20 protein-coding genes, 1 tRNA gene and 1 pseudogene are annotated in these 16,860 nt (G+C 64.3%); 11 read left to right on the plus strand and 11 right to left on the minus strand.

The annotated features are described in order from the left end of the window. Positions 1–100 precede the first annotated feature (100 nt). Positions 101–895 (minus strand): VOC family protein, encoded by a 795-nt coding sequence (locus tag BSG17_RS03945; RefSeq protein ID WP_089821251.1) that lies wholly within the window; start codon positions 893–895, stop codon positions 101–103. Positions 896–1,022: 127 nt separating this feature from the next. Here BSG17_RS03945 and BSG17_RS03950 point away from each other — a divergent pair, with 127 nt between their 5' ends. After that, positions 1,023–2,459, plus strand: a complete 1,437-nt coding sequence (locus BSG17_RS03950) for an MATE family efflux transporter (RefSeq protein ID WP_089821252.1) — start codon at positions 1,023–1,025, stop codon at positions 2,457–2,459. Positions 2,460–2,528: 69 nt separating this feature from the next. On the opposite strand, the gene BSG17_RS03955 is transcribed toward BSG17_RS03950, so the two are convergent. Continuing rightward, positions 2,529–3,053, minus strand: coding sequence for a TIGR04206 family protein (locus tag BSG17_RS03955; RefSeq protein ID WP_089821254.1), 525 nt, complete (start codon positions 3,051–3,053; stop codon positions 2,529–2,531). Further along, entirely contained in the window at positions 3,050–4,159 is a 1,110-nt protein-coding gene (locus BSG17_RS03960) for an OBG GTPase family GTP-binding protein (RefSeq protein WP_089821257.1), read from the minus strand. Before BSG17_RS03960 ends, BSG17_RS03955 begins: the two co-directional genes overlap by 4 nt. A 140-nt stretch (positions 4,160–4,299) precedes the next feature. On the opposite strand from BSG17_RS03960, the gene BSG17_RS03965 reads away from it, so the two are divergent. The 8 genes from BSG17_RS03965 to BSG17_RS04000 all read left to right on the plus strand — a co-directional run bounded on the left by BSG17_RS03965 (position 4,300) and on the right by BSG17_RS04000 (position 10,532). Further along, positions 4,300–4,503 (plus strand): VNG_1110C family protein, encoded by a 204-nt coding sequence (locus tag BSG17_RS03965; RefSeq protein ID WP_089821258.1) that lies wholly within the window; start codon positions 4,300–4,302, stop codon positions 4,501–4,503. A 53-nt stretch (positions 4,504–4,556) separates the two neighbouring features. Continuing rightward, positions 4,557–4,940, plus strand: coding sequence for a DUF7541 family protein (locus BSG17_RS03970; protein ID WP_089821260.1), 384 nt, complete (start codon positions 4,557–4,559; stop codon positions 4,938–4,940). Positions 4,941–5,038: 98 nt separating this feature from the next. Further along, a complete protein-coding gene (locus BSG17_RS03975; RefSeq protein WP_089821263.1) occupies positions 5,039–5,458 on the plus strand; it encodes a DUF6684 family protein in 420 nt (139 codons plus the stop codon). 84 nt (positions 5,459–5,542) lie between these two features. Further along, complete coding sequence (locus BSG17_RS03980) at positions 5,543–7,279, plus strand: cbb3-type cytochrome c oxidase subunit I (protein WP_089821981.1); 1,737 nt, start codon at positions 5,543–5,545, stop codon at positions 7,277–7,279. Positions 7,280–7,702: 423 nt separating this feature from the next. Beyond that, positions 7,703–7,978: a DUF7520 family protein gene (locus BSG17_RS03985; RefSeq protein ID WP_089821265.1), complete on the plus strand. Its 276-nt coding sequence runs from the start codon at positions 7,703–7,705 to the stop codon at positions 7,976–7,978. 25 nt (positions 7,979–8,003) lie between these two features. Beyond that, a complete protein-coding gene (locus tag BSG17_RS03990; protein WP_089821266.1) occupies positions 8,004–8,405 on the plus strand; it encodes a universal stress protein in 402 nt (133 codons plus the stop codon). 144 nt (positions 8,406–8,549) lie between these two features. Next, on the plus strand, positions 8,550–9,302 hold the full coding sequence (locus BSG17_RS03995) for a GNAT family N-acetyltransferase (RefSeq protein ID WP_089821268.1): 753 nt from the start codon (positions 8,550–8,552) through the stop codon (positions 9,300–9,302). 240 nt (positions 9,303–9,542) lie between these two features. After that, positions 9,543–10,532 carry an NAD-dependent epimerase/dehydratase family protein gene (locus BSG17_RS04000; RefSeq protein WP_089821270.1) on the plus strand — a complete coding sequence of 330 codons (990 nt, stop codon included), beginning with the start codon at positions 9,543–9,545 and terminating at the stop codon, positions 10,530–10,532. 52 nt (positions 10,533–10,584) lie between these two features. Here the strand turns inward: BSG17_RS04000 and BSG17_RS04005 are convergent, their stop codons facing one another. Continuing rightward, positions 10,585–11,274: an HD domain-containing protein gene (locus BSG17_RS04005; protein WP_089821272.1), complete on the minus strand. Its 690-nt coding sequence runs from the start codon at positions 11,272–11,274 to the stop codon at positions 10,585–10,587. A gap of 390 nt (positions 11,275–11,664) precedes the next feature. Then, complete coding sequence (locus BSG17_RS04010; RefSeq protein WP_089821275.1) at positions 11,665–12,450, minus strand: FkbM family methyltransferase; 786 nt, start codon at positions 12,448–12,450, stop codon at positions 11,665–11,667. 107 nt (positions 12,451–12,557) lie between these two features. On the opposite strand from BSG17_RS04010, the gene BSG17_RS04015 reads away from it, so the two are divergent. After that, a complete protein-coding gene (locus tag BSG17_RS04015; RefSeq protein ID WP_089821277.1) occupies positions 12,558–12,866 on the plus strand; it encodes a non-histone chromosomal MC1 family protein in 309 nt (102 codons plus the stop codon). A gap of 43 nt (positions 12,867–12,909) precedes the next feature. Here BSG17_RS04015 and BSG17_RS27730 read toward each other — a convergent pair. The 5 genes and pseudogenes from BSG17_RS27730 to BSG17_RS04035 all read right to left on the minus strand — a co-directional run. Beyond that, positions 12,910–13,358, minus strand: a pseudogene (locus BSG17_RS27730) (IS200/IS605 family transposon protein TnpB); the annotation flags it as partial. Positions 13,359–13,397: 39 nt separating this feature from the next. Further along, positions 13,398–13,470, minus strand: a tRNA-Gln gene (locus BSG17_RS04025). Positions 13,471–13,856: 386 nt separating this feature from the next. Then, positions 13,857–14,021 carry a hypothetical protein gene (locus BSG17_RS26735; RefSeq protein ID WP_170864697.1) on the minus strand — a complete coding sequence of 55 codons (165 nt, stop codon included), beginning with the start codon at positions 14,019–14,021 and terminating at the stop codon, positions 13,857–13,859. Positions 14,022–14,075: 54 nt separating this feature from the next. After that, entirely contained in the window at positions 14,076–14,510 is a 435-nt protein-coding gene (locus BSG17_RS04030; protein ID WP_089821280.1) for a metal-dependent transcriptional regulator, read from the minus strand. A 13-nt stretch (positions 14,511–14,523) separates the two neighbouring features. Then, positions 14,524–15,021, minus strand: coding sequence for a ferritin family protein (locus BSG17_RS04035; protein WP_089821983.1), 498 nt, complete (start codon positions 15,019–15,021; stop codon positions 14,524–14,526). 185 nt (positions 15,022–15,206) lie between these two features. On the opposite strand from BSG17_RS04035, the gene BSG17_RS04040 reads away from it, so the two are divergent. Beyond that, positions 15,207–15,572, plus strand: a complete 366-nt coding sequence (locus BSG17_RS04040; protein WP_089821283.1) for a DUF7979 domain-containing protein — start codon at positions 15,207–15,209, stop codon at positions 15,570–15,572. Between the two features lie 73 nt (positions 15,573–15,645). Here BSG17_RS04040 and sufD read toward each other — a convergent pair whose 3' ends face one another. Next, the gene (gene sufD, locus BSG17_RS04045; protein WP_089821285.1) at positions 15,646–16,860 is read right to left on the minus strand and encodes a Fe-S cluster assembly protein SufD; all 1,215 of its coding nucleotides are present in this window, start codon (positions 16,858–16,860) and stop codon (positions 15,646–15,648) included.

The following is a 16,860-nucleotide window of genomic DNA, read 5'->3' on the forward strand; positions in this document are numbered from 1 at the left end:
TCTCGGTTGTTGCGGTTGCCCGACGCTACCGAGTGGTAGAGACGACGGCTCTCAGAGCTGCCTTCGATAAAAACCTAGAATCACCTGCGACGACGTCGACTCAGTTCGGGAACAGCGACCCGTCGAAGTCCCGCTCCAGCACCTCGATCTCGTGGCCGTCCTGGTCCTTCGTGAACGCGTAGTTGTTGTCGCACTCCTCGGGCGTGCGGTACTGTTCAACTTCACGCTCCTCCAGCGTCTCCCAGTAGTCGTTCAGGTCGTCGGCGCGCACGGCCAGGTGCCCCCAGGCGTCGCCCATGTCGTACGTGCGCCCGTCGTAGTTGTACGTCAGTTCCACGGCCATCGCCTCGTCTGCCGCCCCCTCGGGCTTCATGAAGTAGTTCGCGAAGGAGTCGGACTCCCAGCGACCCGTGTGTTCGTACTCGAACTTGCGGGTCCAGAACCCCAGCGCCTCGTCGGCGCCCTCGACGCGGATCATCGTGTGGTCGAGGCTCCACTTCGCGCCTTGCTCGGGGTCGCGCTTGACGATCTCGACCTCGTGGCCATCGGGGTCTTTCACGAACGCGTAGTTGTAGTCACACGACTCGGGGTCGCGGTAGTCCTCGACGCCGGCGTCCATCAGCTCCTGGTAGGACTCCTCGAGTTCACCTTCGGGTACGCGCACGGCGATGTGTCCCCAGGCGTCGCCCATCTCGTAGCTGTTGTCGCCGTGGTTGTAGGTGAGTTCGAGCATCGCACCCTCCTCGTGCATCTCCTCGGGACCGAGGTAGACGTTGGTGAACGTGTCTGCCTCCCAGCGGTCTTTCTCTTCGTAGTTCAGGTGGGTCGTGTACCAGTCGAGGGACTCTTCGAGGTCCTCGACGCGCATCATCACGTGGTCGAGCGTACCGGACATACCCCAACTCTCGGTTGCTGCGTCAAAAAGCGTGCCGGAGGCGGCACTGGTGGGGGGCGTTCACACCCGCCGCAGCGGCGGTGTGACGACGCGCGTAAGTAGGTGCCGACCGAAAATTTCCGACACCGTGTCCTCGCTGCCGAACCCGTTTCGACTGCTGATCGTCTCCATCGGTCTCGCGCTCTCCCGACTCGGCCTCCTCGACCGCGCCCGTGCGATTCGGACGGCCGACCTCGCGTGGCCCCGTATCGTCACTGGTATCGCCCGCATGTCGAAGAACGCCGTCGACGTGGCGATGGTCGGGGTTGCCGCCGGCACCGCGGCCATCACCGGCGTCGGCATCGCTGGCCCCTATTGGGGGCTCGCCTTCTCTCTCGGCGGCGGGATCGCCGCCGGCACCATCGCGCTCGTCTCCCAGCGTTTCGGCGCGGACGACGGCGAGGGCATCGACCTCGCGGTCCGGGCCAGCACCGCGCTGGTCGTCGTCGCGACCGTCCCCGTCACGCTCGTCTTCTCGCTTTTCGCGACCGACCTCGTCTCGCTCATCAACGGCGACCCGCAGGTCGTCGAGTACGGCGCGACCTACCTCCGCATCGTCGGCTTCGGCGTCCCCTTCGCGGGGTTGAACCTCGTCGGCAGTCGCGTGCTCGTCGGCAGCGACGACGCCTACATCGCGATGGTGCTCCGCGGGAGCGGGGCCGTCATCAACGTCGGCGTCAACGCCGTGCTCATCTTCGGCCTCGGGATGGGTGTCGCCGGGGCCGCACTCGGCACCGTCCTCTCGAACGTCGTCGTCGCCGGCGCGTTCGCCCTCGGGTTGACGCGCGGCCACCTCCCCGGAATCGGCGCGTTCCCGGTCCGCATCGACCCCGTCGGCGCGTACTTCGACCTCGACACGTTGCGCGACCTCGTCTCCATCGGCCTCCCCGTGATGGGGCGGAACCTCGTCTGGACCGTCGCAGAGTTCCCGATGCTCGCCATCCTCTCCAGCATGGGCCAGCCGGTCGTCGCGGCGTTCGTCGTCGCCCGCCGCATCTGGGGCATCATGAACACGCCCGGCTGGGGGTTCGGGCTCGCCTCCTCCAGCCTCGTTGGACAGGCGCTCGGTACGGGCGACGAGGACACAGCCGAGACCTACGGCCGCGAAGTGATCCGCTTCGCCGTGGCGACCTACCTCGTCTCGGCCGTCCTCGTCGGCCTGTTCGCCGAACCTATCGTGTCGCTTTTCAACCCCTCGGCGGAGGCCTACCCGATCACGGTCTCGCTCGTCTACGTCGCCTGCGTCGCCGTCGTCCTGCAGGGCGTCTCCGGCGGCGCGGCGGGGCCGCTCGACGCCAGCGGCGACACCCGCTGGGCGTTCGGCAGCCAGTTCCTCGGGATGGCCGGGTCGATACTGCTGGCCGCTCTCGGCGCGGCGGTGCCGGCGGTCGGCCTCACCGGACTCTACCTCGCGTTCCTGGCGGAGACGACGATACCGGCAGTACTCAACTACTACCGGTTCGACACGGGGACGTGGAAGAAGGTCAGTCGGAGCTACCGTCCCAGCGCTCCGGCCGACGACTGACGGCTTCGGTCGCTCGCTGGGACTGGGTCCGACTCGGCAGCCGTGTCGATGAACGCTCGTCCCGACGGCTCACGACTCACCGTCGCCATCGCCGGACTCTGGACGTACCGGCCACCTGTAGACGTACCACGCGACGCCCCACAGCAGCAGCGCCCCGAGCGGCCACGCGACCCGTCCCGGCTGCGTCGAGAACCCGCGGGCGAGTTCGAGTTGCGTGACACCGGCTAAGACGAGCGCGACGGCGGTGAGTCGGGCGTCCTCGCGGCCCGTCGCCGCACCGACGGCGACGCTACCGACGGCGACGAGATAGCAGGCCACGCCAAGCGGCCACGCGAGGATGTAGTCGGGCAACCCCTGCGTGAACAGCAGAAAGTCCGCGAGCGTCGTCACGTGCAGCGGGTCGACGGTGAGTAGCCCCCACGGGAAGACGAACGTCGCGCCGCCGCCGACGAACGTCTGGACCGACCACGGGACGACGGCGAGAACGAGAACGGCGAGCAGTCGGCGCCGTGTCCCGGACGAACGTTGAGAAGTCGAGTCCGGTGCGGCGGGCGAGTCGGACGAGTCGGGTGGGGCGCGAGAGGACGCGCTCACCGCTGGGCGACGATGCGGAGGACGTCCTCGTCGGCGAGTTCGTGGTCCTTTCCGACCTGTTGGTCGTCGTGTTTCGCGCTCGACCCGGAGACGCGGGCGAAGCGGAAGCGGTCCTCGAACTTCTTGCCGAGTTTCTTGCAGGCGGTGCCGACGGTGTCGCCCTCCATGAGCACGAGCGGCTCCTCGTAGTCGACGCCGCGACCCGGCTTGTCCATGTAGATGCGGATGAGACCGAGCGCGTCCCAGATCTTCTCTTTCAGCGCGTCCAGTCCCTTCTCTTCGACGGCGCTGATGAACACGACCTCCTCGGGGTCGAGACCGATCTCGCGGAGTTCCTCTTCGACCGTCGGAAGGTAGTCGGGGTCGATGAGGTCCGCCTTGTTGGCGGTGACGATCGAGGGGAGATAGATGCGGTTGTCCATGATGCCGTCGATGAGTTCGTCGACGGTGATGTCGCCGCGGACGGTCACCTCTGCGTTGACGTACCCGTGTTCACGGAGGATTCCTTTGATGGTTTCTTCCTCGAGTTGCACGTCGTCGGTCTTGGTCACGCGGATACCGCCACGGCCCTTCTTCGTGATGAAGATGCTCGGGGGCTCGGTGTCGAGCCGAATCTTGTTGTGGTAGAGTTCCTCGCGAAGCCGTTCGTACTTCTCGATTTCGAAGACAGAGAGCATGAAGACGACGAGATCTGCGGTCCGAACGACAGAGAGCACCTCCTTCCCACCACCGCGGCCACCTGCCGCGCCTTCGATGAGCCCCGGCACGTCGAGCACCTGAATGTTCGCCCCGCGATACTGCAGCATCCCGGGGTTGACGTCCAGCGTCGTGAACTCGTACTCGCCGGTCTCGCTGTCGGCGTTGGTGATGGCGTTGATGAGCGTCGACTTGCCGACGCTCGGGAACCCGACGAGTGCAACCGTTGCGTCGCCGGTCTTTTCGACGGCGTAGCCGACGCCGCCGCCGGCGGAGGACTGGTTCTCCAGTTTCTCTTTCTTCTCCGCGAGCTTCGCCTTCAGGCGCCCGATGTGTGCCTCCGTGGACTTGTTGTAGGGCGTGTTGGCAATCTCCTCGCGGAGCTCGTCTATCTCCTCCTCGAGACCCATTACCTACAGTTCCGCCGCGTCACTCGAAAAACCCTTTCCTTCGTCTCTCCCGCATTCGCGTACGCACGCTACGCACGTGGTAGGTAAGTACGTCACTTCGACACGATTATCCGTCGACCAACTGTGTGGAAAAATAGCCCATGCCCGATCCCGCCCGCCTCCGCGACAGCACGGAGATCGTCCTCCCCTGTGGTTCGCTCGACGGGCTTCGAGACGAACTCGAAGCCGAGTTCACGGTGTCGGTGTTCTCCCGGAGCGAAGCGCAGTGTCGCATCGTCGGGAGTCCCGTCGAGATCAAAGCCGTCAACGACTATCTGGCGCGCCACGGCGTCAGCCTCCCGTAGCCGAGACGCCGCCCTTCCGAAGCGCTTTGTAGGCTCCGGTCTCTACGGGGCGTATGGACGAGAACCCCGGATTGAGCGACCAATACCGGATGGCGAGCCCGTGGCCACTGTTCATCGCACTCGGAATCCCGATCGCAGAGATTGGAATCCTCTTCGACCTCGCCGCCCTCTCGGTCGGCGGCCTGCTGTTGCTCTGTGGGAGTATCGCTGGGATGGCCAAGGAGGCGGGGTACGCGAAGACGCCGTGGCGAGCGCTCGCCGTCTGTTCGGTGCTGCTGTTCGCGTTCGGCGGCCTGTTGTTGTACGCCGACACGGTGTCGACGGCCGAAGGGATTCGGTTCGTCGCCCGCGGCTACGCGGTCATCGCCGCCGGCGGACTGCTGCTGCTCGGGAGCGTCGTCGGGACGACGTTCGTCCAGAAGTCCAGCCCGGCCTGACCTGCCGTCGCATCCGCTCGCGGCACGTTCGTCGGTCGAGCTCGCAGGAACGAGCGTGAACCAACAATCTATTTGATGGGCGTCTGTAACAGCCAACCATGGCAGCCAAAATCTTCGACAAGGAGACCATCCTCGACCTGACGGTGAACATCATCCCGCTGGGGATCATCGTGTTCTTCATGCTCCTCTTCGCTGTCTTCAACCCCTTCGGGTTCGACTTCCTCGCGTCGACCATCTCGTACGGTCTGCTCATCGTCCCGCTGCTCGCACTGGGTGTGCTGACCTACCTCTCGGGGAAGGCCATCGCCGGCGACGAGAAGCGCTCGGAAGTGTTCCTCGCCGGACAGGCGACCGTTCCCGGATCGCAGACGCTCGAAGAGTACGAGGAGCAGGCCGAACTCTCCGACGAGGAACGAGCACAGCTCGCCGAACAGGAGTCGACTACCGAACAGGAGTCGACTACCGAACAGGAGTCGGCCGCTACCGAACAGGAATCTACCGCCGAGAACGACGACTGACGGCTGTCACCCGAATCTTTCTTTACCTTCCACTCCTCAGTGGCTCCCATGGAGATTAACGGACAGTTAGCACTGACGGTGCTCATGGGGGTTTTCCTCGTGGCCGTCGCCGCCTGGCTCACCCGGGTGGAGAACTGGCGCTCCTACACACCGCTCGCCAGTGGTGGAGGCGCGTACGGACAGGAGAGTGGGCACGCACACGAGAAACCGGGCGGACTCATCCGATGGCTGACGACCGTCGACCACAAGGACATCGGGATGCTGTACGGACTGTACGGCGTCATCGCGTTCGTCGTCGGGGGGCTCATGGTCGTCGTCATGCGACTGGAACTCGCCGACCCCGGGATGACGCTCATCTCGAACTCGTTTTACAATTCGCTGCTGACGAGCCACGGTATCACGATGTTGTTCCTCTTCGGGACGCCGATCCTCGCGGCGTTCTCGAACTACTTCATCCCGCTCGTCATCGGCGCAGACGACATGGCGTTCCCGCGGATCAACGCCATCGCCTTCTGGCTGCTGCCGCCCGCCGCGCTCCTCATCTGGGCCGGGTTCCTCATCCCGACGAGCGACATCATCCCAGCGCAGACTGCTTGGACGATGTACACGCCGCTGTCGGCCGGCGTCGGACAAGGTAACCAGGCCAACGCCGGCGTCGACCTGATGCTCCTCGGGCTGCATCTGTCCGGCGTCTCGGCGACGATGGGGTCGATCAACTTCATCGCGACTATCTTCACCGAACGCGCCGAGGAGGTCACCTGGGCCAACCTCGACATCTTCTCGTGGACGGTGTTGACCCAGTCGGGGCTCATCCTCTTCGCGTTCCCGCTTCTGGGCAGCGCGATGGTCATGCTGCTGCTCGACCGCAACCTCGGAACCCCCTTCTACACGGGCGAGGGAGGTAACATCCTCTGGCAACATCTGTTCTGGTTCTTCGGCCACCCCGAGGTGTACATCCTCGTGCTGCCGCCGATGGGGATCGTCAGCTACGTGCTGCCGCGGTTCTCCGGACGGCGGCTGTTCGGGTTCAAGTTCGTCGTCTACTCGACGCTCGCCATCGGTGTGCTCTCGTTCGGCGTCTGGGCACACCACATGTTCGCGACCGGCATTGACCCGCGACTCCGCGCGTCGTTCATGGCGGTGTCGCTAGCGATCGCGATTCCCTCCGCGGTGAAGACGTTCAACTGGATCACGACGATGTGGAACGGCCGCATCCGGCTCACCACACCGATGCTGTTCTGTATCGGCTTCGTCTCGAACTTCATCATCGGCGGCGTCACCGGCGTCTTCCTCGCGTCGATCCCGATCGACCTCATCCTCCACGACACCTACTACGTCGTCGGTCACTTCCACTACGTCGTCATGGGTGCTATCGCCTTCGCCGGGTTCGCCGGCCTCTACTACTGGTACCCCCTCTATACGGGGCGGATGTACCAGCGGAAACTCGGCAAGTGGCACTTCTGGCTCTGGATGATCGGGACGAACGTCACGTTCTTCGCGATGATCCTGCTGGGCTACGGCGGCATGCCGCGTCGCTACGCGACCTACCTGCCGGAGTTCATCACGCTCCACCAGGTCGCGACGGTCGGCGCACTGCTGTTGCTCGTCGGCGGGTTCATCTGGACGTACAACTTCGTCATCTCGTGGCTCGAAGGCCCGGTCATCAAGGACGGCGACCCGTGGAACCTGAAAGAAGACGGTCTCTACACGGCCGAGTGGGACTGGTTCGACCGCAAGCTGCAGACGAAGATCACCGACGGTGGCGAAGAACAAGAAGTCGCCACCGACGGCGGTCAGGAAACGGACGACACCGACGCGTAAGCGATCTGGAACGCGCTCCGCTTCGTAACGTCTGGGTTTGTCTTCTCCTCTCTGTCTTCGCACGCCCGAGCGACGGTGCTATCGTTCCGGAGGAGAGATTACTGAGCGATTCCGACGACGGAAGTCTGCCTATTGTGAACGACGGAGGACTGCGAGCGCTCTCGCTGTCGACGAGTCACTGAAGAAAAGCGGAGGCGAGCGCGGTCGTGCGTCCTGTTCAGACCGCGAGAATGACGCCCGTCGCGAACATCAGCAGTGCGACGCCCGCGAGCACGATGCCGAGGAGATCCTTGTCGGTCATACCTGCACTCGGGGCTGCGTCGACAAAGACCCGTCGATACTCGTAGTCCGCGGTTCTCCCGTCGGCTCGACTCCCGAGGCGTTCCCGAAAGGGCTAATCGGAATCAGCCCCGCGTTTCGAACGTGCCACAACGAGGCTTCCGCGGCCGACGGTTCGTCTTGGGGCTCTATCTCGCACTCGTCAGCGTCGGCGGTGCCGCAGGCTACCTGACGGCGACGTTTGTCGACAACCTCAAACCACCGGCGTATCTGTTCCTCGTCGAGTTCCCACCGACCCAACTCGGCTTCGCCGCCTACGGCGCACTCACTCTCGCGACCGTGCTCGGCGTTCCGCTGTTGCTCGTCGTCTACGTCTCGCAGTCCATCGACGACCCCGACTCCGTCTCCCCGAAAAACTAAGCCGTCCGACTGGCTGTCTGAGAGTATGTATCACGTGGTGCTCGGTGTCGACGACGACGAAGCGCACGCCCGCCAGTGCGCCCGAGACATCGTCGATCTCCCGGGAGAGAGCACAGAGAAACGAGTGACGATCATCCACAGTTTCAGCGACAACCCGAGCGGCGCGTCGGCGACGCAGATCGCCTCGGTCCGCGAGGCGAGCGACCTCTTCGAGGCCGCCGACGTCGAGTACGACGTCGAAGAGTCCAGCGGCGACCCGGCGGAGGCCATCATCGACGTCGCCAACGACGTCGACGCCGACCTCGTCGTCGTCGGCGGACGCAAGCGCTCGCCAGCCGGGAAGGCGCTGTTCGGCAGCGTCACACAGACGGTGATCCTCAACGCCGGGCGACCGGTAATGGTGACCGGCGTGACGAAGGAAGCCTGAGAGCGCCGGCGCTCCGGGATACGGCCGCGGACGCGTCACGCGACGTGAGCCGACCGTCTCGTCGCCCCCGTCGAACGCGTCCACCGTGTCTCAGAACCGCTCCTCGCCGAGGGTATTTTATGCGACGCAGTCGCACGGAGTGGTATGGAGATACGCGAGGCGACGACCGACGATATCGACAGTATCCGACAGGTGGCACGCGACTCACTGATGGAGTCGTACAGTCACGCGCTCGACGAGTCCGTCATCGACGAGTCGGTCGAGGAGTGGTACGGCGAAGAGCTCAGCGGTGAGTTCGACCGTGAAGACGCAGTGTACCTCGTTGCCGACGACGACGGAGCAGTCGTCGCCTTCTCACAGAGCTATCTGCGAGGACAGGAGGGGACGACCGGCGAGATCAACTGGCTACACGTCTCGCCGGCCGCCCGCGGTGAGGGTCTCGGAGCGCGACTCCTCACCCGGACCGAGGAGATACTTGTCGACCGCGGTGCGACCCGACTCACGGGGAAAGTGCTCACCGTCAACAAAGGTGGGGCGGAGTTCTACGAGGGACACGGCTACGAAGAGGGCGACACCCGGAAGGTCGACCTCGGAGCGGAGTCGTTCAACGAGCGGACCTATCTGAAGTTCCCCGGCGCCGAGGGCGAACCGCGGGCACCGCTGGACCCCCGGCAGATCGACGACACCACGGTCTACGTCGCCTTCGACGAGAGCGATCGCGGATCGGTCGCGCCGCTCTACGTCGCCTACCTCGACGAGAACCGCGCGGAGCGCTACGGCTACTTCTGCGGCCACTGTGAGAGCTTCGAAGTGTCGATGGACGCAATGGGTCGCGTCGTCTGCAACGACTGCGGCAACAAGCGGCGACCGTCGCGGTGGGACGCGTCGTACCTGTAGATCGGCGACCTCCTCTCACGCGGTCCGACTCGTGCGGTTTCGCTGGACCCGACGCTCGTCGGCCGTTCTCCGGGCGCTAAACTGTTTTCCCCCACATTCGTCTCGGCACAATCGACGCTGCAGTCTACCGACGGCGATCGGACCGAATTCGACGACGGTGAAGACTGACCGATACGGAGCCACGCTCTCGAACCGATACGAGACTGCCACACTTTTTTCCACGCGGTCACATCCTCCGGTATGACTCACGCACTCGTCATCGGCGGAACGCGTTTCATCGGCCGCCACACTGTCGACGAACTCCTCGCACACGACTACGACGTCACCATCTTCAACCGCGGCACTCACGACAACCCCTTCGCCGACGACGAGCGGGTCGAGCACATCGAGGGCGACCGTACCGACGACACCGACCTCCAGACCGCCTCGCTCGCCGCCCGCCCCGACGTCGTGATCGACTGCGTCGCGTACAAACCGGCCGAGGTCGAGCGCGCCGTCGAGGTGTTCTCCGACGTCGACGCCTACGTCTACGTCTCCAGCGGCGACGCCTACGGTCGCGAGGAGATTCCCAAACGCGAGGGAGAGACGCCGCTGCGACCGTGTAGCTCCGAGCAGGCCGACGACGAGTCGAGTGAGACCTACGGCAACCGGAAGGCGGAGGGCGACCGCGTCGTCGCCGCGGCAGCCGAGAACGGCGTCGACGCGATGAGCGTTCGCCCGTGTATCGTCTACGGTCCACACGACTACACCGAGCGGCTGGACTACTGGCTGGACCGCGTCGACAACTACGACCGAGTCGTCGTCCCGGGCGACGGCCAGAACCTCTGGCACCGCGCCTACGTCGAGGACGTCGCCAGCGCGCTCCGCGTCGTCGCCGAGGAGGGGAGTCCGGGGGAGGCCTACAACGTCGGCGACCGTCGCCTCGTCACGCTCGAAGAGCTGCTGACCCTCGCTGCCGACGCGATGGACACCAACGTCGAGGTGGTCCACGCGGGCGAGCGCGAACTCGCCGCCGGAGGCCTCGAGCCGTCGTCGTTCGTCCTCTATCGGGAGTATCCGCACGTGCTCGACACGAACGAACTCGCGAGTCTCGGCTGGGAGTCGACGCCGCTCGCGGAGGCGATGGCACGGACGGTCGCGGAACACCGACGGAGCGACCGCGATGGCGTGGAGCACGACCCCGGACGCGACGCCGAAGAGCGGGTGCTCGGCGTGCTAGAGACGTTCTGAGAGAACTCGGAGACGATCTACCCGACGACCGATCCGAGCGAATCGATCTCCCTCAGACGTCGTCTCCGTATCGGTTCATCTCGGTGACCTCCTCTTCGAGCCACTCGCGGAACCACTTGACGCGCTTGAGTCGCTGGTGGGCGATGCTCTCGGCGGTGTCGCTGACGATTCGCGTGGAGTGGTCTTTCCCCCGTTCGAGGACCCGCTGGACCATCTCGGCGGCGTCCATGTGGGTTCGAGCCTCGTAGCCCATCCGGAGGAGCATCAGCGCCGTCCCGTTGGCACCGACCTTGTCGAGGATGTCGGCCTCGATGAGACACTGCGTCTCCAGAGAGACGTCCGAGAGCGGTCCCTGATAGGAGTGGTCGGTGATCGACTGACACACCTGATCGATGAACGACTCCGGGAACCCGCCGCGCGCCGACAGATATTCGCGGGCGACGCGAGCCCCTTCCTCGGCGTGGACGTCCTGGTCGGCGTCGAGTTTGGCGATGTCGTGGAACAGCGCGGCCACTCTGACGACGTCGACGTCCGCACCTTCGCGCTTCGCGATGTGATTCGCGAGGTCGACCACATTGAGGATGTGGTTGAACCGGTAGTCGGCGCTGTGCCAGGGGTACCACCGCATCCTGCCGCCGTCCTCTTCGTTCTCGACGCTCGCAGCGAGATAATCGTAGACAAACCGCTTCATCTCCGCGAACTCGTCGTCGGAGACGGAGGACTCCTTGATCTCAACGCCCACGGAGACACCCCCGGAGGCAACGTTCCTTACTCATTGTTATCGAAGAAGAGGGTCGTTCCGGTCTTAGGCGTTACGACAGGTTTTTGTTCTCTGGACGAATCTTGGTTCGAAGCTCCGACCGGCCGTCGGCTCGTGGGGTCGACGAGCGAGCAGAGCGCTCTCGGCGGAGCCGCGTCGTTCCGAGCAGACAGTCTCACTAGACGTGACGGGTATCTACGGCTACGACCGATGCGCTGTTTCTGACGAGGTCGACACCGCTACGTTCGAGACCATCAACGTCCGAGATCACAGCCGAGCGCGTGGCCGACGACCGGATCGTCCTCGAGCGAACCTGTTTCTACAGTTGACGTGACGCCAGAGGCGTCTCGAACCACTCGACTCCGAGGCGGTTCACGTTTCCGAGCGGTTCGCATCGTGCTCACACACCCACGCGTCGTCCCGGACTCGGAGCCGATAGCCGAGCGAACGGAGGAACGCCGCCGCGGCGTCGGCGTCGCGGTCGGCGTCTGCGACGGCGTGTGGCTCGAAGTAGACGACCGGTCGGTGACGGCGTAACGTCGTCTCGGCCCCGCTGAGGACGTCGTAACCGAACCCTTCGACGTCGACCTTCAGATGATCCGGCGGCGGGACGTCGCCGTCGCCGACGAGGTCGTCCAGTCGGACGACGGGGACTCTCATCTCGTCGCGGACGCGTGCCTCCCAGGCACTGGCGTTGTCGGCGTCGAACGACCCCAACTCGTCGTACGTCGACCGATAGAACGGCCGGACGCCGGAGTCGTCGCCCGCGCCGACGGCCCGAACGTCGATTCGGTCTCCGAACTCGTTGCGTGCGACGTTCGTCCGCAACTGCTCGCAGACGGCCGGGTTCGGTTCGAAGGCGACCACCCGCGCGGCGGGTTCGGCCGCAGCGACGGCGAGTGCGTAGACGCCGGTGTTCGCCCCCACGTCGAACACCGTCTCGTCGGGGCCACAGCGGGCGAGTAACTGCCGTAGGAGGACGTCTCGGCCGTGTTTGTTGACGAGTTCGTAGCTCCGGAAGCGCGCGCCGTCGACGCGTTTCGTCGGAGCGAACAGTTCGTAGCGGTGATTCGCGGCGACCGCCGCGTAGTACGCCGAGAAGACGGGATACCGACCGGCCCGAAAGATCGCTCTCGCGACGCGACGCGGAGGCTCCATACCGACCACTCGACCAGCAGCCTCTTCGTCGTTTCGGGGGTCGAACCCCGATTCCGTGGGGTGGTTATTTAGTGATTGGCCGAGTGACGATAGTCGAGGGCAGACCAATGGTACGTCAAGACGGCAAACGAAACTTCGTGCTCCGGGAAGAGAACGGTACCGAGGACAGCGTCTTCAGCGGGAGTACCCCGCGGCAGGCGGCACTGAAAGCGGCGCGTCGACTCCCACCGGCCCCGAGCGAGGAGGAGGTCGACGGTCGTGCGGAACTTCGCCTCCGGGAGAAAGGCACCGACAAGGTCCACATCTACAACGGGTGGGCGTGGAAGGAAGAGAAACCGAGTGACGGCCCCGACTGGATGCCGGAAGTCGTCACGCGAGCGAACGTCTCGAAAGAGGGAATCGAACACCTCGACTGAGACGTCGCTTTTTTGGCAGTCTCGCGACGCTCCAGAGCGGTCGGCGTTCGTAGTAGCCGAGGCCGTACTTCTCCTTGAGATCGTGGCCGACCGAGATCGCCAAGCGCGACCGCTCGCCCCACTCGATCGTGTACATATCGTTGCGGACGAGTGTCTGAAGCTCGCGTTCATCGCTGTCCTTCCAATACCCGAGTGGTGACGGGTCTTCGCCGTCTTCGAGGAGCTTGAAGAAGCTACGCCACGCTTCGTCGCTTTTGCGGATGATCTGTTAGGCGTAGCGCTGCCGAGGACGCCCTTGTACTTCACCCTGTATTCGTCGGCGTCAACACTCCAGACGTCTTCGTCGTCGAAGAAGGCTTGGCGGCGGTGGTTGGTGAGTTCGTTCCACAGCGCGGCGGACGCATCCAGCACCTCGTAGAGACTCGGCTCGTCCCTCTCTCGGAGGGGGCTGAACCACGAGGACTCGCTTCGCTCGCCCCCTGGGCGTCGAATCCGCCGTCCGCTATTCGTTCTCACTAGATTCGGGTAGAATAGTCCCGAGCGGATTCGAACCGCTGTCCTGGGCTCCAAAGGCCCAGATGATTGGCCACTACACCACGGGACTCTGCACCTACTGCTCCGTCGGTTACCGTAGAAAAACTTCGGGTTTCGATTCGTCTCGGCGACGTCGCTGGAGCGTCTGTCGGCGGTGTCGTTCCCGCGGGAAAAAGTCGACTCTTCGCCCGCCCGGTCAGGGGTGAATCGCCCGCACGTCCACCTGATCCATCGGCGACCGACACGCCGGGCAGTACAGCGCTGCTGAACGACCCTCTCGCTTCGCTGTCAACCCCCGGACGACGGGCCAGCTGAGTTTTGCCCCGCACGACTCACACGTGAGGCACGAGTTGGTCTCCCCCATTGCCATGCTATCAACTACCACGTCATCCACAATATATTTTTTCCGACCGTGGAGCGTCGAGACACAACCGAGAGAACTGACCGACCTCGCCGCTACTCGCGGACGGGTTCGACGGAGTACCCCCCACAGTCGGGGCACACGTGATACTGGAGTTCGAACTCGGTACCGCAGCCGTGACAGCGGTACGCCGGCAGTTCGTCGTGGGAGAGCCCTATGAATCGTCTGAGACGGCTGAATCGCTGTGTCGTCCCACTCATAGACGATGCCTCACAGTCCACTCATATAATCATGCGGGGATTCGATCGAGCGCGTCAGTCCGCGGGTTTCTCGCTCTCCAGTTCCAGATACTGACAGGCGTCGGTTTCGGGGTCGAAACAGTCGGGACACTCGGAGTTCCGGTCGATGATCGTGTCGAGTCGCTCGGCGACCGTGTCGTCGATGACGCTCTCGAGTTCGCGCGCCTCCGCACGGAACTCCTCGACGTCCAGCACGTTCGCGAGGAATCGTTCGATGATGCAGTACGTCTGGAGCGCATCTCGCGCACGGACGATCCCCTCGTCGCTCAGGGTGACACCCTTGTACTTCTCGTGCTCGGCGAGTCCACGCTCTTCGAGTTTACCGATCATTTCGTTGGCACTCGCCGGACTCACGTCGAGCATATCCGCGAGCGCGCCTGTCGATGCCGGTCCGTCCTCCATCTGCTGGAGGAGGTAGATCGCCTTGACGTACTGGTCTGCCGTGTTCATTGGTTCACCTCGCTCATTCCCGCGTCTCCATGATCTTCGTCACTTCTTCGACGCCCTGCGCCTCCTCCTCGCGAATCTCACGGAGGACAGTGAGTAGCTGCTCGCGGTCGACGGAGAACTCCGCGTCGCTCGACTCGATTCCGTCGATGAGGTCGTCGTAGAACTTGTAGGCCGTCTCCTCGTTGCACAGCTGATCGTAGAGGACGCCGTCGAAGTCCTCCGGCTTGGTCTTTCCGTACTTTGCCTCGACCAGCGTCTCGATGTCCTCGAACGGGATGCTCTCGGCGTCGAGGTCGTCGATGACCCGCTCCAGTCGCTTGCGGTGGTCGGCGGACTCCTCGGCGGCGTGTTCGAGCAGTCCTTCTAACTCCTCGTCGAGGTGGCGGTCCTCCTCGGCGAGCGACTGGTAGTGGTGGTAGGCGCGCGCCTCGACGACCTCCTCCAGCACGATGCCGATCTGGAGGAGGCGAGCGAGTTGGTGGTCGGAGGTGACCTGGTTGCCGACGCTCACGCGAGACACCTCTGGTTCGAGCGCGATACCTCGTTCATACACCACCTTCTGGGTGGCACCGACTTAACACCTCCACCTTTCGACTCCCATTTTTCACGCTGCGCTCGGTCGTCGGCCCGCTCGCTCGCGGTAGCCCGTTCACGTCCTCGACAAAGCATTTACTGGACCGTCGTCCAGTCTCGGCCATGTGTCCTCGAACCGCCCTCCTCGCTCTCCTCGTCGTTACGAGCGGCTGTCTCGGAGTCGCACCCAGCGACGACGGCACCGCGTCCACGGCGACGTCGACACCGACACAGACGACGGCCGGAGCGACCACCTCGTACTTCGACTGTCCGTACTACCTCTCGGTCGACACCGTCACCGAGACCGACGTCTCGCAGTCCGACCGCGTCGTCGCCTACGAGAACCTCACCGACGCACGCCGAGAGGAGTTCGACCGACTACTGGAGCACGAGAGCGTCGAACTCGAGACGCTCCCCGATCGGTGGAGTGCGCCGACGGTCGTCGAACACGGCGGCGCGCACTACGAAGTGGTGGCTTCGACCTGCTGACGCGTGACTCGATCCGAACCGAGCAGTCACTCACGACGGCTGAAAGAGAGAAAAACCGAACCGCAGAGCCGCGTTATCGGAGACGTGCGCTGATGAGTTCCTGCAGGTCCTCGCGGAACTCGTCGACCTCGATCTCCTCGAGGACGGGCACGAAGAAGCCCTCCACGAGCATGTTGCGCGCCTGCTCCTGCGGGATGGAGCGCGACTTCATGTAGAACAGGTCCTCCTCGTCGACCTGTCCGACCGTCGCCGCGTGGGACGCTTCGGTGTCGTGGTTGTTGATGATGAGCTTCGGAGAGGCGTCGGCCTCAGACTGGTCGGAGAGCATCAGCGTGTTCTCACGCTGGTAGGAGTTCGTGTCCCACGCGTCGCGACCGACGTCCTGGACACCCTCGTACACCGAGCGTGCCTCGTCGTCGAGGACGCCGCGGGTGACGAGGTCGGCCGTCGTGTGCTCTGCCTTGTGCCAGACGCGCGCGTTGACGTCGAGATGCTGGTCGTCGTGACCGAAGAACGCTCCGACGATCTTCGTCTCCGAGGAGTCGCCGTTGAGCTCCGTCTCGATGTCGCTGCGGGTGAGCCGCGAGCCGAGGTTCCCCTCGATCCAGTTGATCGTCGAGTAGACGTCGGCGTCGCCGCGCTTCAGCGTGTAGGTGTAGGTGTCCTCGTCCAGGTTCTGCAGCGACCCGTACTGAACGTAGGAGTTCTCACCGGCGACGATCTCGACGAGGTTCGAGAAGTACCGCTCGCCCTCGACGCCGCTCTCGCCGCTCTCGATGGCCTCGAGGATCGTCACCGACGACGACTTCTCGGTCACGACGAGCGTGTGGCTGAACAGCGACTTCGAGTTCATCTCGGCGCGGATCTTCACGTCCTCGGCGTCGACGTCTTCGGGGACGTAGATCAGCGTGCCGGTGGTGAAAAGCGCCGCAGACAGCGCAGTCAGGTAGTTCGTGTCGGGGGCGATGGTCGAGCCGAACGCCTCCTCGACGATCTCCTCGTGGCTGTCGAGCGCCTCGGTGAACGAGAGCACCTCGATACCTTCGGCGGTGACACGCTCCGTGGTGTCGGCCGCGTTCAGCGGGTCGACGAGCTCCTCGAAGTCGAGCGCCTCGAGGTTCGTCCAGCGACGACCGGGCGTCTGGATGACGTCCGGCAGCTCCAGCTCGTCGAGCGAGTCGAGCGCCTCGAGGCGGGCCTCGAGGAGCCACTCCGGCTCGTTCCGTTCGTCCGAGATCGTGCGGACGGTCTCCTCGGAGAGCTCCGCGGGAAGTGCCTTGCTCGACAT

This window comes from Halogranum amylolyticum, from assembly GCF_900110465.1.
GTDB lineage: Archaea > Halobacteriota > Halobacteria > Halobacteriales > Haloferacaceae > Halogranum > Halogranum amylolyticum.